The sequence below is a fragment of the Streptomyces sp. NPDC058664 genome (assembly GCF_042716635.1).
In the GTDB taxonomy this organism is placed as follows: domain Bacteria; phylum Actinomycetota; class Actinomycetes; order Streptomycetales; family Streptomycetaceae; genus Streptomyces.
In genome coordinates, this window is the sequence record NZ_JBHXRW010000002.1 from 233,909 (window position 1) to 256,172 (window position 22,264).

Consider the following 22,264-nt stretch of genomic DNA (forward strand, 5'->3'; position numbering starts at 1 on the left):
GGGGCGCCCGGGGTCTTTCTAGATAGCGGGGTGGCGCCGCCTGGGGTCGCCCCCCGCCCGGGCGCCCCTCGGTGTGCTCCGGTGCGGAGCGGGGTAACGCTACTGGTTCTGGTTCTCGCCGCGGTAGAACTCGAAGACCCAGCCGAAGAGGCCGACCAGGATCAGCGGGGCGGAGAAGTACAGGATCCACCAGCCCATCGCGATGGCGAGGAAGGCGAGCGCACCGCCGATGCCCAGCGAGAGCGGCTGCCAGCTGTGCGGGGCGAAGAAGCCCACTTCACCGGCCTCGTCCGCGACGTCGGCCTCCTTGTCGTCCTGTGCCATGGCGTCGACACGCTTGGCCGTGAAGGCCAGGTAGTAGCCGATCATGATGGCCAGGCCGAAGGCCAGGAAGAGCGCCGTCGTGCCGACCGGCTCCTTGGACCAGACGCCGTACAGGATCGCCATGGCAAGGATGAAGACGCTCAGCCAGATGAACATCTTGCCCTGGATCTTCACTTGCCGGCCTCCTTGCTGCCCGCGAGGGCCTCGGCAGCGTGCCCCTTGTTCTCGAGCTGGTCGAGAGCGGCGATCTCAGGGTGGTGCAGGTCGAACGCCGGGGATTCGGAGCGGATCCGCGGCAGGGTGAGGAAGTTGTGCCGCGGCGGCGGGCAGGACGTCGCCCACTCGAGCGAACGGCCGTAGCCCCACGGGTCGTCGACCTCGATCTTCTTGCCGTACTTGGCGGTCTTCCAGACGTTGTACATGAACGGCAGGATCGACAGGCCGAGCAGGAAGGAGGAGATCGTCGAGATCGTGTTCAGCGCGGTGAAGCCGTCGGCGTCGAGGTAGTCCGCGTAACGACGCGGCATGCCCTCGGCACCGAGCCAGTGCTGCACCAGGAAGGTGCCGTGGAAGCCGATGAACAGCGTCCAGAACGTCATCTTGCCGAGCCGCTCGTCCAGCATCTTGCCGGTGAACTTCGGCCACCAGAAGTGGAAGCCGGCGAACATCGCGAAGACCACGGTGCCGAAGACGACGTAGTGGAAGTGCGCGACGACGAAGTACGAGTCGGAGACGTGGAAGTCCATCGGAGGCGAGGCCAGGATGACGCCCGTCAGACCACCGAAGGTGAAGGTGATCAGGAAGCCGATCGTCCAGAGCATCGGTGTCTCGAAGGACAACGAGCCCTTCCACATCGTTCCGATCCAGTTGAAGAACTTCACGCCCGTCGGTACGGCGATGAGGAACGTCATGAAGGAGAAGAACGGCAGGAGCACGCCGCCCGTGACGTACATGTGGTGCGCCCACACCGTCACGGACAGACCGGCGATCGCGATGGTCGCGGCCACCAGACCGATGTAGCCGAACATCGGCTTGCGGCTGAAGACCGGGATGACCTCGGAGACGATGCCGAAGAACGGCAGCGCGATGATGTACACCTCAGGGTGTCCGAAGAACCAGAAGAGGTGCTGCCAGAGCAGCGCTCCACCGTTGGACGCGTCGAAGATGTGCGCACCGAACTTGCGGTCCGCCTCCAGGGCGAACAGCGCGGCCGCCAGGACCGGGAAGGCGAGCAGGACCAGGACACCGGTCAGCAGCACGTTCCAGGTGAAGATCGGCATGCGGAACATCGTCATGCCGGGAGCGCGCATGCAGATGATCGTGGTGATGAAGTTGACCGAACCGAGGATCGTGCCGAAGCCGGAGAAGGCCAGACCCATGATCCACATGTCGGCGCCGACGCCCGGCGAGCGGACGGCGTCCGACAGCGGGGAGTAGGCGAACCAGCCGAAGTCGGCCGCACCCTGCGGGGTGAGGAAGCCGGCCACCGCGATGATCGAGCCGAACAGGTACAGCCAGTAGGCGAACATGTTCAGCCGCGGGAACGCCACGTCGGGCGCGCCGATCTGCAGCGGCATGATCCAGTTCGCGAATCCGGCGAACAGCGGCGTCGCGAACATCAGCAGCATGATCGTGCCGTGCATCGTGAACGCCTGGTTGAACTGCTCGTTCGACATGATCTGCGTACCCGGACGGGCCAGCTCGGCGCGCATGAAGAGCGCCATGAGTCCGCCGATGCAGAAGAAGACGAACGACGTGACCAGGTAGAGCGTGCCGATCGTCTTGTGGTCGGTGGTGGTCAGCCACTTGACCACGACATTGCCGGGCTGCTTGCGCCGTACGGGCAGCTCGTTCTCGTACGAGTCCTCAGCTGCGGCGGCACCCTGGGTTTCGTTGTGGATGCTCACAGTTGGTTCTTCTCCGCATTCCTGGCCGGGTCCGTCTGCTCGATGCCAGACGGGATGTAGCCGGTCTGCCCCTTCTCGGCCAGCTCCTTCAGGTGCTGCTGGTAGCGCTCCGGGGAGACCACCTTGACGTTGAAGAGCATCCGGGAGTGGTCGACACCGCACAGCTCGGCGCACTTGCCGAGGAAGGTGCCTTCCTGCGTCGGGGTCACCTCGAAGGAGTTCGTGTGACCCGGGATGACGTCCTGCTTCATGAGGAAGGGGACCACCCAGAAGGAGTGGATGACGTCACGCGAGGTCAGGACGAACCGGACCTTCTCGCCCTTCGGCAGCCACAGGGTCGGGCCCGGGTTGCCGGTCTGCGGGTTGCGGTCGCCGGGGATACCGGCGTCGTAGACACCGCCGGCGTTCTCCGGGAAGTCCTTGAGGAACTTGTCCGGGATCGAGGCGAGGTTCTTGTCCGTCTTGGCGTCGCCCGTCACACCGGGCACGTTCTCGACGTAGTTGAAGGCCCAGCTCCACTGGTAGCCGACCACGTTGACCGTGTGCGCCGGCTTCGGGGTGAGCTCGAGGAGCTTCGACTCGTCGCGTGCGGTGAAGTAGAAGAGCACCGAGACGATGATGAGGGGGGTGACCGTGTACAGCGCCTCGATGGGCATGTTGTAACGGGTCTGCGGAGGTACCTCGACCTTGGTCCGGCTGCGCCGGTGGAAGATGACGGCCCAGAGGATCAGGCCCCACACCAGGATTCCGGTGATCAGAGCGGCAGCCCACGAGCCCTGCCACAGGGAGAGGATCCGAGGAGCCTCTTCCGTGACGGGGGTGGGCATTCCAAGGCGGGGGAAGTCTTCCCAGTTGTACGAGCAGCCGGTGGCTGTCGCCAGGATCAGGCCCGCAGTCAGCACCTGCGGCAGCTTCCGCCGCATCGGGCGCCGCGACGAGCGGTCGGAGCCGTTGGGACTCACGTAGCGCCTTCCCGAGAGTCTCGGCCCGCGCTTGGTCGGCCACGGCCGTCCGTCTCGCTGGTCGGTCGCCGCCCCGTGCCGCGGGCAGGGGTTTGGATGTTTATGCGGACCAAACCCTACTGGACGCTATTTGGGGTCGCGCGGGGAGGGTGCCCAACGCGCCGTCCAAGTCCCCGAAGGGGTGGACCCGGGGGTTCCGGAGGGAGGCCGGACGCGTCCGTTCGGCCGCCTGCCGGTGCGCCACGCCCCCCTTCTGACGAGGGCTCATGGGGGGGCGAGGCGGGGGATGCGGGGGGGCGAGTGGGGTGGGCGTGGTGGGGCGCCGGGCCGGGTGCGGTGGAGCACCGGGCCCGGGCGTGGCGGGCTGTCCGGCCCGGGGGAGGCGGGTTGTCCGGCCCGGGGGAGGCGGGTTGTCGGGTCCGGGGAAGGGTGGGCTGTCGGGTCCGGGCCCGGCGAGGGCCCGCGCGGCCGGTGCGGTGGGGCCCCGGGCCCGGGTTGCGGCGGGCTGTCGGTTCCGGGGCGGCAAGGGCCCGCGCCCTGGCGCGGCGGGGTCCCGGGCCCTGGCGCCCTGGTGCGGTGGGGACCCGGACCCTGGTGCGGTGGGGGTGCCGGGGTGGGCCGGGGGCAGGCTCTACCGTGGATGGATGCCGTACTTCGACGCCGCGTCCGCCGCCCCGCTGCACCCCGTCGCCCGTCAGGCGCTGCTCGCCTCCCTGGACGAGGGCTGGGCCGATCCGGCCCGGCTGTACCGGGAGGGCAGGCGGGCCCGGCTGCTCCTCGACGCGGCGCGGGAGGCCGCGGCGGAGGCCGTGGGCTGCCGCCCGGACGAGCTGGTGTTCACTCCTTCGGGGACGCGCGCGGTTCACACGGGGATCTCCGGGGCCCTCGCGGCGCGTCGGCGTGTCGGAAACCGGCTCGTGGTCTCCGCGGTCGAACACTCCTCCGTCCTGCACGCGGCCGAGACGCACACGGCGGCCGGCGGCACCGTGACCGAGGTGCCGGTGGCGCGGTCCGGGGCGGTCGACGCGGCCGTCTTCGCGGCGGCCCTCGGCCCCGGGACGGCCCTGGCGTGCCTCCAGTCGGCCAACCACGAGGTCGGGACCGAGCAGCCGGTGGCGGAGGTCGCCGAGGCCTGCCGGGCGGCGGGCGTGCCGCTGCTCGTGGACGCGGCGCAGTCGCTGGGCTGGGGGCCGGTGGACGGCGGCTGGTCGCTCCTCGCGGCGAGCGCGCACAAGTGGGGCGGTCCGGCGGGGGTGGGGCTGCTCGCCGTGCGCAAGGGGGTCCGGTTCGCGCCGCAAGGCCCCTCGGACGAACGCGAGTCGGGACGGGCGCCCGGCTTCGAGAACCTGCCGGCGATCGTGGCGGCGGCGGCCTCGCTGCGGGCGGTCCGGGCGGAGGCGGCGGCCGAGGGAGCACGGCTGCGGGCCCTGGTGGACCGGATCCGGGCGCGGGTGCCGGAGCTCGTACCGGACGTGGAAGTGGTGGGTGACCCGGTGCGCCGGCTCCCGCACCTGGTCACCTTCTCCTGTCTGTACGTCGACGGGGAGACGCTCCTCCACGAGCTGGACCGGGAGGGTTTCTCCGTTTCGTCCGGTTCGTCGTGTACGAGTTCCACGCTGACGCCCAGCCATGTGCTGCGGGCGATGGGGGTGCTGAGCGAGGGGAACGTCCGGGTGTCCCTGCCGGCCGGCACCGCGGCGGGGGACGTGGACGGCTTCCTCGACGTCCTGCCGAGGGTGGTCGCGGGGGTACGGGAGCGGCTCGGCGCGCCGGCCGCTTCGGCGGCCCCGGCGGGCGCGTCCGGGCCGCTCGTCGTGGACGCCCTGGGCAAGCGCTGCCCCATCCCGGTGATCGAACTGGCGAAGGTGTTCGGAGAGGTCCCCGTGGGCGCCACGGTGACGATCCTGTCGGACGACGAGGCGGCGCGTCTGGACATTCCGGCGTGGTGCGAGATGCGGGGGCAGGAGTACGTGGGCGAGGAGGCGTCGCCTCGGGGCGGCTCGGCGTACGTGGTGCGGCGGGTGGCCTGATCCCCGGCCGCCCGCGCCCGGTCGCCGCCCGCTGCGCCGGGCCCCTGCCTGCCCCGCGGGCCCTCGCCCCGCTGGGCCGGGCCCCCCGTGTGGGGGGGGCGGGCCGGGTCCCCCACCCCCCGTGTGGGCAATCGTCCCGCAGGGCGGGACGGGTGGGCACACGGGACGGCGCCCTCGGCAGGCGCCTCCGCCCCTTGCGCCTGAACCCTCACCACCAGCGGCGGTGCACCCGGGGTGCGGGCTGCACGAACTGTGCGGCGCCCACCGGGTGCGGGTTCGGGCGCGAAAGCCTGGGCCCGGCAAGGGGGCACCGTTCCGTTGTGCCCACCCTCCCCCAAGCTCCCGGCTTCGCTCGAGCAGGGGGGACCCCCATCGCCCCAGCGGAACAGATGCCCACAACGGGGTGAGCGCCGCCCAGCGGGACGCGTGTCCGCAGCGGGGTGGGCGCCGGCCGGCGGAACGGATGCCCGCGACGGGGTGGGCGAGGGTGGGTGGGCGTCGCGCCCCGCCGGGCGGGTGGGACCGCTCGGCGGAACCGTTGCCCACGGCGGGGTGGGTGGGGCCGGTCGGGGTCAGGGGAGGTGGGGCTGGACCTCCGTGGCGGCGTCCTCGCCGTACGCCTTCGTGAAGCGCTCCATGAAGTTGGCGCGCCGCAGCGTGTACTCCTGGGTGCCCAGGGTCTCGATGACGAGGGTGGCGAGCATGCAGCCGACCTGCGCGGCGCGCTCCAGGCCGACGCCCCAGGACAGCCCGGTCAGGAAGCCCGCGCGGAACGCGTCGCCGACGCCGGTCGGGTCGACCTTGGCGGTCTCCTCGGGGCAGCCGACCTCGATCGGGGTGTCGCCGACGCGCTCGATGCGGACACCGCGCGAGCCGAGCGTGGTGACCCGGTGGCCGACGCGGGAGAGGATCTCGGCGTCGGTCCAGCCCGTCTTGGACTCGATGAGGCCCTTCTCGTACTCGTTGGAGAAGAGGTAGGTGGCCCCGTCGAGGAGGGTGCGGATCTCCTCGCCGTCCATGCGGGCGATCTGCTGCGAGAAGTCGGCGGCGAAGGGGATCTCCCGCGTCTTGCACTCCTCCGTGTGGCGGAGCATCGCCTCGGGGTCGTCGGCGCCGATGAGGACCAGGTCGAGTCCGCCCACGCGGTCGGCGACGGCCTTGAGCTCGATCAGCCGGGCCTCGCTCATCGCGCCGGTGTAGAAGGAGCCGATCTGGTTGTGGTCCTTGTCGGTGGTGCAGACGAAGCGGGCGGTGTGCAGGACCTCGGAGATCCGCACGGAGCCGGTGTCGACGCCGTGCCGGTCGAGCCAGCCGCGGTACTCGTCGAAGTCGTATCCGGCGGCGCCCACGAGGATCGGGTTCCCGCCGAGCTGGCCCATGCCGAAGCAGATGTTGGGGCCGACGCCGCCGCGGCGGACGTCGAGGTTGTCGACGAGGAAGGAGAGGGACACCGTGTGGAGCTGGTCGGCCACGAGCTGGTCGGCGAACCGGCCGGGGAAGGTCATGAGGTGGTCGGTGGCGATGGAGCCGGTGACTGCGATACGCACGGCGGGGTGCTCCTGCGGGATTCGATAGGGGCGCGCGGGGCGCCGGTGAGCGACAGTTCACGCTACCGGGTGGGGCGCTCCCTGCCGAACAGTGGAAACTACCCCAGAGTAGGCCTTTTCTCCGGAGTGGTGCGGTGCATACGGTGCGCCCATGACCATGCATCCCGCTCCTCGTGAGCGACACGAGTCCGAGCTGAGCCTCGCGCAGCTGTGCGGTGACGGTGCCCGGATGGCCCCCCACTGGGTCACTCCGGTCTCTCCCGCGCCCGCTCCGGTCTCCCCCGCGCTGATCCACGGGGTCGTGGTTCCGGCGGCCTCGGCACGGCTGATCGACGCCACCGCGGAATACGGGGGCTGACGGACGGAACCGCCGGCCCGTCCGCTCCGTCCCATCGGCGTCCGGTCGAGACGAGGGAGCGTTACGGTGAGCGGTACGGAGAGCGTACGGAGGCGACGGAGCGTCCTGGCCGCCTCGGTGGCGGCGGGTGTGCTGCTCGCCGGGGGCGGTGGCGTCTACCTGGCCACCGCGGCGTCCGGCGGCGGTGACGGCCCCGCCACCCGGGCCGCCGACGCGGCCGGGCCGCCCCCGCCGCTGAGCCTGGAGGGCGACGGTGGCAGCGGCACGCGGGGCGGTCCCGGGATCGCGCCCGGCGAGCCGGATCCCGGAGGCGGCCCGAGCGGGACCGTCTACACAGCCAAGGGCCCACTCCCCCAAGGGCCCTCCTCGGCCGCGGTCCACCGGCCCGAGGGCCTGGTCACCTCGGCGGAGGTGACCAGGCTGGCCGAAGCCCTGGGCATCTCCGGGAGTCCCTCCCTGGTCGGCGAGGTGTGGACGATCCGCCCCGAGAAGGACGGTTCGGGGCCCCGCCTCGACGTGGCGCGGAAGGCGCCGGGGAACTGGACGTACTCCTGGTACGACGGCGGCCCGGCCGGCGACACCTGCCTGAAGGGCAGGGCGTGTCCGCCGCCGGGAGAGACGAAGCCCTCGCCGGGCGGTACGCCGCTGAGCGAGGCCGCGGCGAAGGCGGCGGCCGCTCCCGTCCTGAAGGCGCTCGGCCAGGACGACGCGAAGGTCACCGCGACCCAGGTGATGAACGGTTCGGTACGGGTGGTCAACGCCGATCCGGTGATCGGCGGGCTGCCCACCTACGGCTGGTCCACGGGGCTGCACATCGCGCGGGACGGCCGGACGGTCGCCGGGAGCGGGATGCTCAAGGAGCCGGCCGAGGGGGCCGTGTATCCGGTGACCGGAGCGGCGAAGGCGCTCGCCGAGCTGAACGAGGACTCCAAGGGCACCGGTCCGATCGGCATCGGGGGCTGCGCCACCGCGCCGCCGGCCGGCGAGGTGCCCGACGCCGGACGGCCGGACGTCGGGACCGGCCAGGAGCCGGCGCCGGGGAACGCCGCCCCGACCCCGCCCTGCCAGACGATCGTGGACCGGGTGGCCCCGGAGCAGGTTCCGGTGACGGGCGCCGTGTTCGGCCTGGCCGCGCGGGACGTGGACGGCGGGCGGCTGCTCGTACCGTCGTGGCTGTTCACGGCGGACCCGGCGGACGGGGCGCCGTACACGGTGGTGCGGACGGCGGTGACGCCGGAGTTCCTGGCGCCGCCGGCGAAGCCCTCGCCGACGCCGACGCCGTCTCCCGAGGACGGTACGGCGCCGGTGCGGCAGGTCGAGTCGTTCCGGACGGACGAGGCCGGGCGGAAGCTGACGGTCACCTTCTGGGGCGGGGTGTGCAGCACGTACACCGTCACCGCCGACGAGCGTTCCGACCGGGTCGTCGTCCGGGTGTCGGAGGCTCCGACCGATCCGGACAAGGTGTGCATCGCGATCGCCGTGGAGGTCACGAAGACGGTGACGCTCGACGCTCCGCTCGGCTCGCGGCCGGTGGTCGACGGGGCGAGCGGGGAGGCGGTGCCCCGCCGCTGAGCCCCGTGGGACATGCGTGAGGGCGGCGGCCCGGGGGTTCCCGGGCCGCCGCCCTCACGTATGCGCCCCGGCCGGTGCGGCTCGACCGATGGTGCTCGGCCGGTACCGCTCAGCCGCTACGCCCTAGCTGAACGAGTCGCCGCAGGCGCAGGAGCCCGTGGCGTTCGGGTTGTCGATGGTGAAGCCCTGCTTCTCGATGGTGTCGACGAAGTCGATCGAGGCGCCGCCGAGGTACGGAGCGCTCATCCGGTCGGTGACGACCTTGACGCCGTCGAAGTCCTTCACGACGTCGCCGTCGAGCGAGCGCTCGTCGAAGAACAGCTGGTAACGCAGGCCGGAGCAGCCGCCGGGCTGAACGGCGACGCGCAGGGCCAGGTCCTCGCGGCCTTCCTGGTCGAGGAGGGCCTTGACCTTGGCCGCGGCGGCGTCGGACAGGAGGATGCCGTCGCTGACAGTGGTCTTCTCGTCCGATACGGACATCTGCTTCTCTCCCGGTGTGTACGGAGACTGCTTGCCGACGGTTGCAACCGACGGTGCCCCGGATTCATTCCGGGCCGAGTGGGGTGTTCCCTCTTTCATGCTCGCACACCCTGTCCAGCGACGGGGACGATGAGGCGGAGGTCCCGGACCAGCGAATTCGTCACATCGACACTATGGACATCGTCAACGTGACGTGAAGCGGTTATGATAGATAACGTCATTTCGACGAAAAGGCTCCCCGAAGAATCTCCGAAGAAAGGGTGCGTGACGTGACCACGGCCCAAGCCCGTCATGAGCTCGACGTACAGCCGACGCCGCTCGCCCTGCTCCTGCTCGGCCGCGAGGCCGACCCCAAGAGCGAGCGCGGTGTGGAGTGCCCCGGCGACCTGCCGTCGCCGTCCGACCCGGACCTCGTGGAGCGCGCCCGCGCGGCCAAGGAGAAGCTCGGGGACAAGGTCTTCGTGCTCGGCCACCACTACCAGCGCGACGAGGTCATCCAGTTCGCCGACGTCACCGGCGACTCCTTCAAGCTGGCGCGCGACGCGGCGGCGAAGCCCGAGGCCGAGTACATCGTGTTCTGCGGTGTGCACTTCATGGCGGAGTCGGCCGACATCCTCACCGGCGACGACCAGAAGGTCGTCCTGCCCGACCTCGCGGCCGGCTGCTCGATGGCCGACATGGCCACCGCCGAGCAGGTCGCCGAGTGCTGGGACGTGCTGACCGAGGCCGGCGTCGCCGAACAGGTCGTGCCCGTCTCGTACATGAACTCCTCGGCCGACATCAAGGCCTTCACCGGCAAGCACGGGGGCACGATCTGCACCTCGTCGAACGCCGAGCGGGCCCTGAACTGGGCCTTCGAGCAGGGCGAGAAGGTGCTGTTCCTGCCGGACCAGCACCTGGGCCGCAACACCGCCGTCCGCGACATGGGGATGTCCCTGGACGACTGCGTGCTCTACAACCCGCACAAGCCGAACGGCGGGCTGACCGTCGAGGAGCTGCGCGCCGCCAAGATGATCCTGTGGCGGGGTCACTGCTCGGTGCACGGCCGCTTCTCGCTGGACTCGGTGAACGACGTGCGCGAGCGCATCCCCGGGGTGAACGTGCTCGTCCACCCCGAGTGCCGCCACGAGGTCGTCGCCGCCGCCGACTACGTGGGCTCGACCGAGTACATCATCAACACCCTGGAGGCGGCCCCCGCCGGTTCCAAGTGGGCGATCGGCACCGAGCTGAACCTGGTCCGGCGACTGGCGAACCGCTACGCCGACCAGGGCAAGGAGATCGTCTTCCTCGACAAGACGGTCTGCTTCTGCTCGACCATGAACCGCATCGACCTGCCGCACCTGGTGTGGACCCTGGAGTCCCTGGCCGAGGGCAACCTCGTCAACCAGATCCAGGTCGACAGGGAGACGGAGAGCTTCGCGAAGCTGGCGCTCGAGCGGATGCTCGCTCTGCCGTAACGGTTCTCCCCTCGTATGCGCCGAAGGGCGCCCCGCACGATCGCGGGGCGCCCTTCGGCGTACTGCCGAGCCCGGGGCTCAGTCCAGGACGTCGAGCAGGGACGCGTCCAGCGGGGAGACGTCCGGCTGCTCCGGATTGTCCGTCGGGTCGCCCTTCTTCTTGCCCTTCTTGCCCTTCGACGTCCTCTCCTCGCCCTTCTTCGCCGCCTTCTTCTTCGCGCGGCGCTCCTTGCGGAGCTCCACCATCGCGTAGAGCGTCGGGACGAGGAGCAGGGTCAGCAGCGTCGAGGTGATGAGACCGCCGATCACGACCACGGCCAGCGGCTGGGCGATGAAGCCGCCCTCGCCGGTGATGCCGAGGGCCATCGGCAGCAGGGCGAAGATCGTCGCCAGGGCGGTCATCAGGATCGGGCGGAGCCGGTGCCGGCCGCCCTCGATCACCGCTTCGACGACGCCCAGTCCCTGGGCCCGGTACTGGTTGATCAGGTCGATCAGGACGATCGCGTTGGTGACGACGATGCCGATGAGCATCAGCATGCCGATCATCGCCGGGACGCCCATCGCGGTGTCGGTGACGACCAGCAGACCGATCGCGCCGGTCGCCGCGAACGGGATCGACACCAGCAGGATCAGCGGCTGGATCAGCGACCTGAAGGTCGCGACGAGCAGCATGAAGACGATCGCGATGGCCGCGAGCATCGCCAGGAACAGGTTGGTGAAGGCCTCGGTCTGGTCCTCGGAGACACCGCCGATGCTGGCGGTGGCGCCCTTGGGCAGGTCCAGCGCGTCGATCTTCTGCTGGAGGGTGGCGCTCACGGCGCCGGTGTTGTCGCCGACCGGCTTGGCCGTGATCGTCGCGGCGCGGGCGCCGTCGATCCGGGTCATGGAGACCGGGCCGGGGACCAGCTCGACGGTGGCGATGTCGCCCAGCCTCACCGGGCCGAGGGGCAGCGCCTTCAGCCCCGCCAGGGTGGTGACCGGCCGCGCCGAGGTGATGAGGACGTCCCGCTCGCTGTCGTCGAGGATCGCCTTGGCGGCCGGGGTGCCCCGGACGGCCTGGGCGACGACCATGCCGAGCGAGGCGGAGTCGAAGCCGGCGTCGGCCGCCGCGGGCTTCGCCGTGACGGAGACGCGCGGGACGGACTGCGACAGGTCGCTCTGGACGTCGGTGACGTCCTCGATGCCGGCGATCGCGGTCCGGACCTGCTCGGCGGCCTTCTTGAGGACCTCGGCGTCGGCGGCCTTGACGACCACGCTCAGGTCCTGGCTGCCGAAGCCGTCACCGGCCGCGAGCTTGGTGTCGCCGACGCCGTCGAGGGCGGCGAGGCCCTTCTCGATGGCGTCACGGGTCTTCTCGTACGAGGCGGATTCCTCCAGGCTGACCTGGTAGGTGGCCTGGTTGGTGCCGGTGCCGCCGCCGAAGGCCGCCATGAAGCCGGACGAACCGACGTTGACCTGGTAGTCCTTGACGCCCTCGGTGTCCGCGAGGAGCTTCTCGATCTTCTTCGCGGCCTCGTCGGACGCGTCCAGGGAAGTGCCGGGCGCCAGCTCCTGCTGGATGCTCAGCACCTCCTGCTCGCCCTGGTCGAAGAAGTTGGTCTTCAGGAGCGGGGCCATGCCGAAGGTGACGATCAGGACGGCGAAGGCGATGGCGATGCTCGTGAGCCGACGCCGGGTCGCGAACTTCAGGACGGGCACGTACAGGCGCTGGAGACGGCTCTTCTCCTCCTTCTCCTCGGCCAGCCTGCGGGCCTCGGCCAGGTCCTCGGGAGTGCCCTTGGGGGCGCGCAGGAACCAGTACGAGAGGACCGGGACGACGGTCAGGGAGACGAGCAGCGAGGCCAGCAGGGCCGCGGTGACGGTCAGCGAGAACGAGCCGAACAACTCGCCGATCATGCCGCCGGTCAGACCGATCGGCAGGAACACCGCGACGGTGGTGAGGGTCGAGGAGGTGACCGCGCCCGCCACCTCGCGGACCGCGGTGAGGATGGCGGTCTGCCGCTCCTCGCCGTAGCCGAGGTGCCGCTTGATGTTCTCCAGGACCACGATCGAGTCGTCGACGACCCGGCCGATGGCGATGGTGAGCGCGCCGAGCGTCAGCATGTTGAGCGAGAGGTCACGGGTCCACAGCACGATGAGCGCGAGGACGACCGAGAGCGGGATGGAGACCGCGGTGACCAGGGTGGAGCGGATCGACGCGAGGAAGACCAGGATCACCAGGACGGCCATGACGAGGCCCAGCGCGCCCTCGGTGGTCAGTCCGGAGACCGCCTTGGCGACGGCCGGGCCCTGGTCGGAGACCACGGTCAGCTCGGCGCCCGCGCCGAGGTCGGCGCGCAGCTCCGGCAGCTTCTCCTCGACGGCGTCGGAGATCGCGACGGCGCTGCCGTCCTTGTCCATGGTGGCCATGACGGCGAGGCTGGGCTTGCCGTTGGTACGGGTGAGGGAGACGCGCGGCGACTCCTCCTGGCGGACGGTGGCCACGTCGCCGAGACGGACCGCCTTGCCCTTGCCGGGGACGGCCGCCGGGATGCGGAGGTCCTCGATCTGCTTCAGCGAGGTGTAGCCGCCGCCGACCTGGATGGTGCGGCTCTTGCCCGTCTCGGAGAAGGAGCCGGCCGGCAGGGTGCCGCCGCCGGAGCGGAGGGCCTCGGCGAGCTTCATGGAGCTGAGTCCGGCCGCGGCCAGCTTCCGGTCGTCCGGGGTGACGGAGACCTGGAGGTCCTGGACGCCGCTGACCGAGACCTGGCCGACGCCCTCGATGCCCTCGAGGGCGGGCACGACGGTCCGGTCCAGGAGGTCGGCCAGGGCCTGCGGGTCCTGGTCGGAGGCGGCGGCGAGGACGACGGTCGGAATGTCGTCCGTCGAACCGGCCACGACCTGCGGGTCGACCGTGTCGGGCAGCTGGGCGCGGGCCCGGTTGACGGCCTGCTGGACGTCGGCGACGAGCTGCTTCGTCGATTCGTCGCCGTAGTCGAAGGAGGCCATGACGAGGGCCATGCCCTCGGAGGCGGTGGAGGTGACCGACTTCAGCCCGTCGACGGCCTTGAGGTTGTTCTCCAGGGGCTCGACGACCTGCTTCTCGACCACGTCGGGAGAGGCGCCCTGGTAGGGGGCGAGGACCGAGACCATGGGCAGCTCGATCGAGGGGAACAACTGCTGCTTCAGCTGCGGTATCGCGATCGCCCCGAACACGAGGGCGACGATGGAGATCAGCCCGATCAGGGCCCGTTGCGCGAGGCTGAATCTGGACAGCCAGGACATGGGGTCTCTCTTCTGTGGCGTACTCGTCGACAGGCGGGAGCAGCCAGGACCCCGGTCCGGATCCACCGGATCCGCCGGAGGCGCGCCCCCCCCATCCATACGATCTGCCATCGGGGCCGGGAATTCCTCGCCCCCCGGGTCCACATCCTTATCCCCCGCATACCGCGTCTGGAGTACGCCGGGGGCCCCGGTCACTCCACCCTCGGGCGGACCAGTCCCGATTCGTAGGCCGTGACCACCAGCTGGGCCCGGTCGCGGGCGCCCAGCTTCGCCATGGCCCGGTTGACATGGGTCTTCACGGTGAGCGGGCTGACGTCGAGCCGCTCGGCGATCTCGTCGTTGGACAGGCCTCCCGCGACGAGCACGAGGACCTCGCGCTCCCGGGCGGTGAGCGCGGCGAGCCGCTCGGTCCTGGCCCGGCCGCCCTCGCCCACGGCCGCCGTGCCGGCGCCCTGTGCGAGGAACGACGCGATCAGGCCCTTGGTGGCGGCCGGGGACAGAAGGGCCTCGCCCGCGTGCGCGATCCGGATCGCGCCGAGCAGTTCCTCGGGCTCGGCCCCCTTGCCGAGGAAGCCGGAGGCCCCGGCGCGCAGCGACTGCACGACGTACTCGTCGACCTCGAAGGTGGTCAGCATGACGATCCGCACGCCGGCGAGCTCCGGGTCGGCGGTGATCATGCGGGTGGCGGCGAGGCCGTCGGTGCCCGGCATCCGGATGTCCATCAGGACGACGTCGGCCCGCTCCGAGCGGGCGAGGGCCACGGCCTGGGCGCCGTCGGCGGCCTCGCCGACGACCTCCATGTCCGGCTCGGAGTCCACCAGGACCTTGAAGGCGCTGCGGAGCAGGGCCTGGTCGTCGGCGAGCAGCACCCGGATGGTCATGTGTCCTCCCCCGTACGGGACGTCACCGGCAGTATCGCCTGCACCCGGAAGCCGCCGCCGTACCGGGGGGCGGCGGTCAGGGTGCCGCCGAGCGCGCCGACCCGTTCGCGCATGCCGAGCAGCCCGTGGCCGCCGGCCGGTGCGGGGTCGGGGGCGGCCGGGGGGCGGCCGTTGTCGAGGACGGTGATCTCGACCGTACGGCCCACCCGGACGACGCTCACCTCCGCCTCGGCGTCCGGTCCCGCGTGCTTGCGGACGTTGGTCAGGGCCTCCTGCACGATCCGGTACGCGGCCAGGTCGACGGTCGCGGGCAGCGGCTTCTCCCCGTCGGTACGGGCCAGGGCGACCGGGAGCCCGGCCTTCCGGAAGCTGTCGAGGAGCCCGTCGAGGACGGCGAGGCCGGGGGCCGGTTCGGTGGGGGCCTCCGGGTCGCCGGACTGGCGCAGCAGGCCGACGGTGGCACGCAGCTCGTCGAGCGCGGAACGGCTGGCCTCCCGCACGTGGGCGAGGGCCTCCTTGGCCTGGTCGGGACGCTTGTCCATGACGTGGGCGGCGACACCGGCCTGGACGTTCACCAGGGCGATGTGGTGGGCGACGACGTCGTGGAGGTCACGGGCGATCCGCAGCCGTTCCTCCGCGACCCGGCGCCCGGCCTCCTCCTCGCGGGTCCGCTCGGCCCGTTCGGCGCGCTCCCGTATCGCGTCGACGAAGGCCCGGCGGCTGCGGACGGCGTCCCCGGCGGCCGCGGCCATGCCGGTCCAGGCGAAGACGCCGAGGTTCTCCTGCGCGTACCAGTGGGTCGGGCCGAAGGTCATGGCGGCGGCGGTGAGCACCGCCATCGTGGCGAGGCCGACGCGCCAGGTGGTGGGGCGGTCGGTGCGGGAGGCGACCGTGTAGAGCGCGACGACGGCGCTCATCGCGATGGGGGCGGGCCGGGTGTCGTTGATCAGCTCGAAGAGGCTGATCATGACGGTGAAGCAGAGCACCCGGAAGGGGTGGCGCCGTCGCAGCACGAGCGCGACGGCGCCGGCGACCATGATCAGCACGCTCCACACGTCGGGCGTGTGGTCGCCGAACGTCGGCCCGTCCGGACTGCCGTGCGGGTCGGTGAAGGACCCGGCGATCATGCAGACGAGCGCGCCGAACGCGATCGTCGCGTCGAAGGAGAGCGGATGGCCGCGGAACCAGTCACGGAGACGGGTGTAGAGCGTGCCGGTGGCGGGGCCGGTGGAGGTCACGGGGGACAACGGTACGGGGGCGGGGCGCGGCACCGGTAGCGGCCGGTTCCGGAGCGGTACGGGGTGGTACGGAGTGGGGGCGGTGCCCGGGCCGGGCTCGGGCGCGGTGCGGTGCGGTGCGCGGGGCCCGGGCGGGACCGACGGCCGGAACCGGGATCAGGACGCGGTCCGGGGCCGGGATCGGGATCGAAGCCAGGGGCCGGAATCAGATCCGGGGACCGGCCAGGACCGGAACGGAACCAGGGGCCAGGGGCCAGGACCGGGGCTGGAGCCGGGGCCAGGGGCCAGGACGGAGTCGAGGGCCAGGGCCGGGGCCGGTGGTTGTGTTCGGAGAGCGCGGTGTCCCGCCGCCCCGGTCGGGGGGTGGCGGGAGACCGGTGGTTCGTGCGTCAGCCCGGGATCAGGCCGTCGTCCGAGAGCATCTTCCTGACCTCGTCGAGGCTCGCGTCCGGCGCGGGGAGGATGAGCTCCGAAGGTTCGAGGGCCTCGTCGGGCAGCGGCTCGCCGAGCCGCCGGACCGCGTTCAGAAGGGCGACCAGTGTGCCCCGGAACCCTTCCCCGTCCCCCGATTCAATCTCTTCGAGCAGCTCGTCGTCGAGCCTGTTCAGCTCGACGAAGTGGCTGTCGGCCAGCTTCCACTGGCCCTCCCCCATGATCCGTACGATCATGACGCGTCCTGTCTGTCGGCGTCGGTTGCGAGCCGTCGTCTACTTCTCGAAGCGCGGGTGGGACTGCTGCTGCGTGCGGTCCTGCGGCGCGGCCGCGCCACCGCCCTCGAGCGCCTGCTGCTGCGCCGACGGGCCGCCGGCCAGCTCCGCCTTCATGCGCTGGAGCTCCAACTCGACGTCCGTACCGCCGGAGAGCCGGTCCAGCTCCGCCTGGATGTCGTCCTTCGCGAGACCGGACTGGTCGTCAAGGGCTCCGGAGGCGAGCAGCTCGTCGATCGCGCCCGCGCGCGCCTGGAGCTGGGCGGTCTTGTCCTCGGCCCGCTGGATCGCGAGACCGACGTCGCTCATCTCCTCCGAGATGCCGGAGAAGGACTCGGCGATCCGGGTCTGCGCCTGGGCCGCCGTGTAGGTCGCCTTGATGGTCTCCTTCTTGGTGCGGAAGGCGTCCACCTTGGCCTGGAGACGCTGGGCGGCGAGAGTGAGCTTCTCCTCCTCGCCCTGCAGCGTCTGGTGCTGCACCTCCAGGTCGCTGACCTGCTGCTGGAGCGCGGCGCGCCGGGACAGCGCCTCGCGCGCCAGGTCCTCGCGGCCGAGCGCCAGCGCCTTGCGGCCCTGGTCCTCCAGCTTGGCGGACTGGCCCTGCAGCTGGTTCAGCTGGAGTTCGAGCCGCTTGCGGGAGGTGGCGACGTCGGCGACGCCCCGTCGCACCTTCTGCAGCAGCTCCAGCTGCTTCTGGTAGGAGTAGTCGAGCGTCTCGCGCGGATCCTCGGCCCGGTCCAGGGCCTTGTTCGCCTTCGCGCGGAAGATCATCCCCATACGCTTCATGACACCGCTCATGGGCTTCGCGCGCCCCCTTCTGACGGACTTCGGCTCAGCTCTTCGACAGGATCCACACTACGGGCCCTGTCTCCATTACCGCACTGTTCGGAGCGGGATGCGCTCCTCCCCAAGGACGACTGCGTCCCGCTTCCCCTCCCGCCCAGGGAGTAGACGGATCTCGGGGAAAGCACGCCCGTCCTTCCGTACGTACCGCCGAAGACGCAGTCCGTTAGCGGATCGTTCCCGCCCGGCATGGGGTTCATGCCCACCACCCCGTACCCTTGGGTTTTGTGTTCCGTAGCCGTTCGAAGGACGAGAAGGCCCCCACCGACAAGGTGACGGCGGACCTCTCCACCAAGCAGCCCCGCGACCCCGAGGCCCCCAAGGGCCGCCCGACCCCGAAGCGGAGCGAGGCGCAGACCCAGCGCCGTCGCGCCGTGACGGTGCCGACAGACCGCAAGGAGGCCGCCAAGCGCCAGCGCGAGGCACGCCGCTCGGACCTGGCCCGTCAGCGCGAGGCGCTGGCCAGCGGCGACGAGCGTTATCTGCCGGCCCGCGACAAGGGTCCGGTCCGCCGCTTCGTGCGCGACTTCGTCGACTCCCGGTTCGCGATCGCCGAGTTCTTCCTGCCGATGGCCGTGGTGATCCTCGTGCTGTCGCTGTTCGGCAACGCCAACCGGTCGCTGCAGAACATCTCCCTGCTGCTGTGGCTCGGTGTGATCATCCTGATCGTCATCGACTCGATCGGCATCTGGATCCGACTGCGGAAGCAGCTCAACGCGCGCTTCCCGAACGAGCCGAAGCGCGGCGCCGTCGCGTACGGCCTGATGCGCACGCTCCAGATGCGCCGACTGCGGCTGCCGAAGCCGCAGGTCAAGCGCGGAGAGCGGCCCTGAGCGCCGACAGCTCGGAGCCCGTCGGGCGCGCTTTCGGAGCGGCGACGTCGGAGGCGGGTGGCCCCGTGCTGCCCGCCGTCGCGCACTGGCCCGCCGGATCCGGCGGGCTGCGCGACACCATCCGGCAGGAGATCGTCGCCCGCCAGCTCGACGAGCAGATATCCGGCCGCTATCCCGTGGGGCAGCGGCTGCGGATCCTCGACGCGGGCATGGGCCAGGGCACGCAGGCGCTGCGCCTCGCGCGCGCGGGGCACACGGTGACCGGCCTCGAGGCCGATCCCGACCTCCTCAAGACGGCTCGCGAGTCGCTGTCGACGGAGCCCGCCGGGATCCGGGAGCGGGTCCGGCTGATCGAGGGCGACGGTCGCGAGACCGGCGTGCACTTCCTGCCCGGCAGCTTCGACGTGGTCCTCTGCCACGGCGTGCTCATGTACGCGGACGAGCCGGACGCGCTGCTCGCGGGCCTGGCCCGGATGCTGGCTCCCGGCGGCCTGCTCTCCCTGGTCGTACGGAACGCGGACGCCCTCGCCATGCGGCCGGGGCTCGCCGGGGACTGGCAGGGCGCGCTCACCGGCTTCGACTCGGACGTCTACACGGACGACCACGGCGTGAAGGTGCGGGCCGACCGTCTCGACGCGCTGACGGCGACGCTCGCGGGGATCGCGGCGCCGCTGCACGCCTGGTACGGGGTGCGGGTCTTCACGGACGGCGTCCCCGCCGAGGCGGGCCTGCCGGCCGCCGAGGAGCTGGACCGGCTGCTCGCCGCCGAGGACCGGGCGGGTCGCACGGAGCCGTACCGGCGGGTGGCGGCACTGCTGCACCTGTGCGGGGTACGGGGCTGAGACCGCCGGGAGCGGATACGGGAGCGGGTACGCGGACGCGTGCCGGGGCCGCGACGACCGGGCGCCGGTGCGGGGTCCGGCACCCCTGATCGGGTGCGTTCGTCGGGCCCAGCCAAGGGGCGAAACGGATACTCCGGACATGGACGTATCCCGTGCCCACGCCCGTACTCCCCGCCTCCTCCTTCCCCTCACCTCCGTGACCTGCGCCGTCGCGCTCGTCGGCGGCTGCTCCACCGCCACCGGGGACACGCCCGCGCCGGAGCGCTCCACCCGGGCGGCGGCGCCGCTCGCCGCGAACGAGCTCCAGGACGACTACCAGGCCGTCATCAAGAACGTCCTGCCGTCGGTCGTGCAGATCGACGCGGCGAACAGCCTCGGCTCCGGGGTCGTCTACGACGAGAAGGGTCACATCGTCACCAACGCGCACGTCGTCGGCCAGGAGAAGACCTTCAAGGTCACCGCCGCCACCGGCGGGCAGCCGGTGGCGGCCCGGCTCGTCTCCTCGTACCCCGAGCAGGACCTCGCGGTGATCAAGCTCGAATCCCTGCCGCAGGGGCTCAAGCCGGCGAAGTTCGGCGACTCGTCGGCCGTCGACATGGGGCAGATCGTGCTCGCGATGGGCTCGCCGCTCGGCCTGTCCGGCAGCGTGACCCAGGGCATCGTCTCGGCGACCGGCCGCACGGTCAGCGAGGGGCGGACCGGCGGCGGCACCGGCGCGACCATCGGGGACATGGTCCAGACGTCCGCCGCGATCAACCCGGGCAACAGCGGGGGCGCGCTGGTGAACCTCGACAGCGAGGTCATCGGCATCCCGACGCTCGCGGCGACCGACCCGGAGATGGGCGGGGGTTCGGCGCCCGGGATCGGGTTCGCGATCCCGGCGTCGATGGTGCGGACCGTCGCGGACCAGATCGTCAAGAACGGCAAGGTGACGGACTCGGGCCGGGCCGCCCTGAACATCACCGGCCGTACGGTCCTCGACGACAACTACGAGCCGGCGGGCGTGGCGGTGGTCGAGGCGCCGGCGAACGGCGCGGCGGGCAGGGCGGGTCTGAGGCCGGGTGACGTGATCACCCGGCTCGGCGACACCGACATCACGACGATCACGTCCCTGTCGGAGGCGCTGGCCTCGCGCCGGCCGGGCGACAGGGTGACGGTGACGTACGTGCGGGGCACGGCCACGAGGAAGGTGGAGGTCACGCTCGGCGAGATCTGACGGTCGCCTCCGGCGGGCGGGGGCATGCCCGGTCGTACGGCCCGGCCGCCGTCGGTGCGCGTGTCCCGGCCTCCGGCCGGACCGGTGTTCCCACCCGCACCACCCGTACTACTCGACAGAGGCGCGGGCCTCCCCGCGGGCGGCCGCCGTCGGCGTCTGCGGCCGGGGACGCTCGGCCCCGGCCGCAGGCCGAAGTGTGAGCCTCCGGCCGCAGGCCAGGCGTGGGGCGGGGGCCGGCCCCCGCCCCCTGGCCGCCGGGCGCTCTAGCCCTCCGCGTCGAGGGACATCGGGCCGTAGATCTTCGTGCCGTCCTCCGAGAGCGTCACCTGGGCCGCGCCGCCGCCCAGGAGGTCACGCCAGTGTTCGCCGAGCCAGCTCTCCGCGTCGCCCTGGGTGGTGAACTCCTCCGGAGTCACCACCGGCTCGACCTCCGTGCCGTCGGACTTCTCGAACCGCCACGTCCATGCCATGTCCGCCTCCTGGCGCTCACCGGATGATCGGTTTCCTGCCCGCAGCGTAGCCGGGCGCGCACCGCTCGCGGTGGCGCGGGAGGATCTGAGGGTGGAACTGACTCTGCTCGGCACCGGCGCCCCGCTCGGGCTGCCCCGCCCCGACTGCCCCTGCGCCGTGTGCGCGCTCTCCCGCGGGCCGCGCACCCGCGCCGCGACGGCGCTGCTCGTGGACGGGGCCCTGCTGCTCGATCTGACTCCGGGGGCCGCGCTTGCGGCGGCCCGTTCGGGCCATTCGCTCGTGGGTGTGCGGCAGGTGCTGCTGACGCATCCGCACGACGGGCCCGCCGTCGAGGTGCCCGCCGGGCTGCCGACGGCGGGGCGGGTGCCGGACGGCCGGGAGTTGACGCTGATCAGCGGGCACCGGGTGCGGGCCGTCTCGATGGACTCCCCCGGTACCGGGTACGAGGTGACCTCGGCGGAGGGTCTGCGGCTCCTCTATCTGCCGCCGGGCGGAGCCCCCGCGGGGCTTCCGGAGGACCAGAAAGTGCCGTACGACATGGTGGTCGCCGATGTGACGGGCCGTCCGGACGGGCTGGCCCGGCTGCGGGCGACCGGGGCCGTCGGGCCGGCGACCGAGGTGATCGCCGTGCATCTCGACCACGACGTGCCGACGGGCGCCGAGCTGGACCGGCGGCTCGCGGCGGCGGGGGCGCGGGCGGTGCCGGACGGGACGACGCTGTACGTGGGCGAGTACCACGAGGTGCCGGACGTGCCCCGGCGAACCCTGGTGACCGGCGGGGCCCGGTCGGGGAAGTCCGTGGAGGCCGAGCGGCGTCTGGAGTCCTTCCCCGAGGTGCTGTACGTGGCGACGGGCGGTGGCCGTGAGGGTGATCCGGAGTGGGCGGAGCGGGTGGGCCTGCACCGGGAGCGGCGGCCGGGTTCCTGGCGTACCGCCGAGACCTGTGACCTCGTACCGCTCCTCGAGGAGGAAGGGCCCGCGCTGCTCGTCGACTGTCTGTCGCTGTGGCTGACGGACGCGATGGACCGGGTGGAGGCCTGGGACGACGAGCGGTGGGCGGCCGGTGGGCAGCGGGAGCTGCGGAAGCGGACGGCGGAGCTGGTGGCCGCGGTGCGGGCGACGCGCCGGACGGTGGTCGCGGTGACGAACGAGGTGGGCTCGGGGGTGGTGCCGGCGACGGCGGCGGGGCGGCGGTTCCGGGACGAGCTGGGCCGGTTGAACGCGGCGTTCGCCGACGAGTGCGAGGAGGTCGTCCTCGTGGTCGCCGGTCAGGCCCTCGTACTGCGCGGGTAGGGTGCGAGCACTGAAGGCTCGCTGATTTGTCTCAAGGCG

The 22,264-nt window shown here is 71.8% G+C and carries 19 protein-coding genes; 8 read left to right on the forward strand and 11 right to left on the reverse strand.

Annotated features, from left to right (window positions below):
• Positions 1 to 99 precede the first annotated feature (99 nt).
• The 3 genes from ACFWUY_RS02770 to coxB are packed head-to-tail and all read right to left on the reverse strand — an operon-like array spanning position 100 to position 3,193.
• Complete coding sequence (locus ACFWUY_RS02770) at positions 100 to 498, reverse strand: cytochrome c oxidase subunit 4 (RefSeq protein WP_384101234.1); 399 nt, start codon at positions 496 to 498, stop codon at positions 100 to 102.
• Positions 495 to 2,231, reverse strand: coding sequence for a cytochrome c oxidase subunit I (gene ctaD / locus ACFWUY_RS02775; RefSeq protein ID WP_384101238.1), 1,737 nt, complete (start codon positions 2,229 to 2,231; stop codon positions 495 to 497). The genes ACFWUY_RS02770 and ctaD overlap by 4 nt, the downstream gene beginning before the upstream one ends.
• The gene (gene coxB, locus ACFWUY_RS02780; protein ID WP_384101241.1) at positions 2,228 to 3,193 is read right to left on the reverse strand and encodes a cytochrome c oxidase subunit II; all 966 of its coding nucleotides are present in this window, start codon (positions 3,191 to 3,193) and stop codon (positions 2,228 to 2,230) included. The genes ctaD and coxB overlap by 4 nt, the downstream gene beginning before the upstream one ends.
• 644 nt (positions 3,194 to 3,837) lie before the next feature.
• On the opposite strand from coxB, the gene ACFWUY_RS02785 reads away from it, so the two are divergent.
• Entirely contained in the window at positions 3,838 to 5,223 is a 1,386-nt protein-coding gene (locus tag ACFWUY_RS02785) for a cysteine desulfurase/sulfurtransferase TusA family protein (protein WP_384101244.1), read from the forward strand.
• Positions 5,224 to 5,795: 572 nt separating this feature from the next.
• Here ACFWUY_RS02785 and ACFWUY_RS02790 read toward each other — a convergent pair.
• The gene (locus ACFWUY_RS02790) at positions 5,796 to 6,770 is read right to left on the reverse strand and encodes a carbohydrate kinase family protein (RefSeq protein ID WP_384101249.1); all 975 of its coding nucleotides are present in this window, start codon (positions 6,768 to 6,770) and stop codon (positions 5,796 to 5,798) included.
• Between the two features lie 151 nt (positions 6,771 to 6,921).
• Between ACFWUY_RS02790 and ACFWUY_RS02795 the strand changes: the two genes are divergently transcribed.
• Together ACFWUY_RS02795 and ACFWUY_RS02800 are read left to right on the forward strand one after the other, a co-directional pair.
• A complete protein-coding gene (locus ACFWUY_RS02795) occupies positions 6,922 to 7,128 on the forward strand; it encodes a hypothetical protein (protein ID WP_384101252.1) in 207 nt (68 codons plus the stop codon).
• Between the two features lie 66 nt (positions 7,129 to 7,194).
• A complete protein-coding gene (locus tag ACFWUY_RS02800) occupies positions 7,195 to 8,700 on the forward strand; it encodes a hypothetical protein (protein ID WP_384101254.1) in 1,506 nt (501 codons plus the stop codon).
• Between the two features lie 123 nt (positions 8,701 to 8,823).
• Here ACFWUY_RS02800 and ACFWUY_RS02805 read toward each other — a convergent pair whose 3' ends face one another.
• Complete coding sequence (locus ACFWUY_RS02805; protein WP_015033024.1) at positions 8,824 to 9,180, reverse strand: iron-sulfur cluster assembly accessory protein; 357 nt, start codon at positions 9,178 to 9,180, stop codon at positions 8,824 to 8,826.
• 260 nt (positions 9,181 to 9,440) lie between these two features.
• On the opposite strand from ACFWUY_RS02805, the gene nadA reads away from it, so the two are divergent.
• Positions 9,441 to 10,637, forward strand: a complete 1,197-nt coding sequence (nadA, locus tag ACFWUY_RS02810) for a quinolinate synthase NadA (RefSeq protein WP_384101256.1) — start codon at positions 9,441 to 9,443, stop codon at positions 10,635 to 10,637.
• Positions 10,638 to 10,715: 78 nt separating this feature from the next.
• Here the strand turns inward: nadA and ACFWUY_RS02815 are convergent, their stop codons facing one another.
• The 5 genes from ACFWUY_RS02815 to ACFWUY_RS02835 form a co-directional block, all read right to left on the reverse strand.
• Positions 10,716 to 13,901 carry an efflux RND transporter permease subunit gene (locus tag ACFWUY_RS02815; RefSeq protein WP_384101258.1) on the reverse strand — a complete coding sequence of 1,062 codons (3,186 nt, stop codon included), beginning with the start codon at positions 13,899 to 13,901 and terminating at the stop codon, positions 10,716 to 10,718.
• A 191-nt stretch (positions 13,902 to 14,092) separates the two neighbouring features.
• The gene (locus ACFWUY_RS02820) at positions 14,093 to 14,782 is read right to left on the reverse strand and encodes a response regulator (protein ID WP_384101260.1); all 690 of its coding nucleotides are present in this window, start codon (positions 14,780 to 14,782) and stop codon (positions 14,093 to 14,095) included.
• A complete protein-coding gene (locus ACFWUY_RS02825; protein ID WP_384101264.1) occupies positions 14,779 to 16,020 on the reverse strand; it encodes a sensor histidine kinase in 1,242 nt (413 codons plus the stop codon). Before ACFWUY_RS02825 ends, ACFWUY_RS02820 begins: the two co-directional genes overlap by 4 nt.
• Positions 16,021 to 16,409: 389 nt before the next feature.
• Positions 16,410 to 16,688 carry a hypothetical protein gene (locus ACFWUY_RS02830; RefSeq protein WP_384101268.1) on the reverse strand — a complete coding sequence of 93 codons (279 nt, stop codon included), beginning with the start codon at positions 16,686 to 16,688 and terminating at the stop codon, positions 16,410 to 16,412.
• A gap of 39 nt (positions 16,689 to 16,727) precedes the next feature.
• On the reverse strand, positions 16,728 to 17,525 hold the full coding sequence (locus ACFWUY_RS02835) for a PspA/IM30 family protein (protein ID WP_384101271.1): 798 nt from the start codon (positions 17,523 to 17,525) through the stop codon (positions 16,728 to 16,730).
• 272 nt (positions 17,526 to 17,797) lie between these two features.
• Between ACFWUY_RS02835 and ACFWUY_RS02840 the strand changes: the two genes are divergently transcribed.
• The 3 genes from ACFWUY_RS02840 to ACFWUY_RS02850 all read left to right on the forward strand — a co-directional run bounded on the left by ACFWUY_RS02840 (position 17,798) and on the right by ACFWUY_RS02850 (position 20,461).
• Positions 17,798 to 18,403 carry a DUF3043 domain-containing protein gene (locus tag ACFWUY_RS02840; protein WP_384101273.1) on the forward strand — a complete coding sequence of 202 codons (606 nt, stop codon included), beginning with the start codon at positions 17,798 to 17,800 and terminating at the stop codon, positions 18,401 to 18,403.
• A gap of 65 nt (positions 18,404 to 18,468) precedes the next feature.
• Positions 18,469 to 19,245 (forward strand): class I SAM-dependent methyltransferase, encoded by a 777-nt coding sequence (locus ACFWUY_RS02845; protein WP_384101275.1) that lies wholly within the window; start codon positions 18,469 to 18,471, stop codon positions 19,243 to 19,245.
• A 139-nt stretch (positions 19,246 to 19,384) separates the two neighbouring features.
• Positions 19,385 to 20,461: a S1C family serine protease gene (locus tag ACFWUY_RS02850; RefSeq protein WP_384101278.1), complete on the forward strand. Its 1,077-nt coding sequence runs from the start codon at positions 19,385 to 19,387 to the stop codon at positions 20,459 to 20,461.
• A 263-nt stretch (positions 20,462 to 20,724) separates the two neighbouring features.
• On the opposite strand, the gene ACFWUY_RS02855 is transcribed toward ACFWUY_RS02850, so the two are convergent.
• Positions 20,725 to 20,931 carry a hypothetical protein gene (locus tag ACFWUY_RS02855; protein WP_384101281.1) on the reverse strand — a complete coding sequence of 69 codons (207 nt, stop codon included), beginning with the start codon at positions 20,929 to 20,931 and terminating at the stop codon, positions 20,725 to 20,727.
• Positions 20,932 to 21,022: 91 nt separating this feature from the next.
• Here ACFWUY_RS02855 and ACFWUY_RS02860 point away from each other — a divergent pair, with 91 nt between their 5' ends.
• Positions 21,023 to 22,225 (forward strand): bifunctional adenosylcobinamide kinase/adenosylcobinamide-phosphate guanylyltransferase, encoded by a 1,203-nt coding sequence (locus ACFWUY_RS02860; RefSeq protein ID WP_384101283.1) that lies wholly within the window; start codon positions 21,023 to 21,025, stop codon positions 22,223 to 22,225.
• Positions 22,226 to 22,264: the final 39 nt, after the last annotated feature.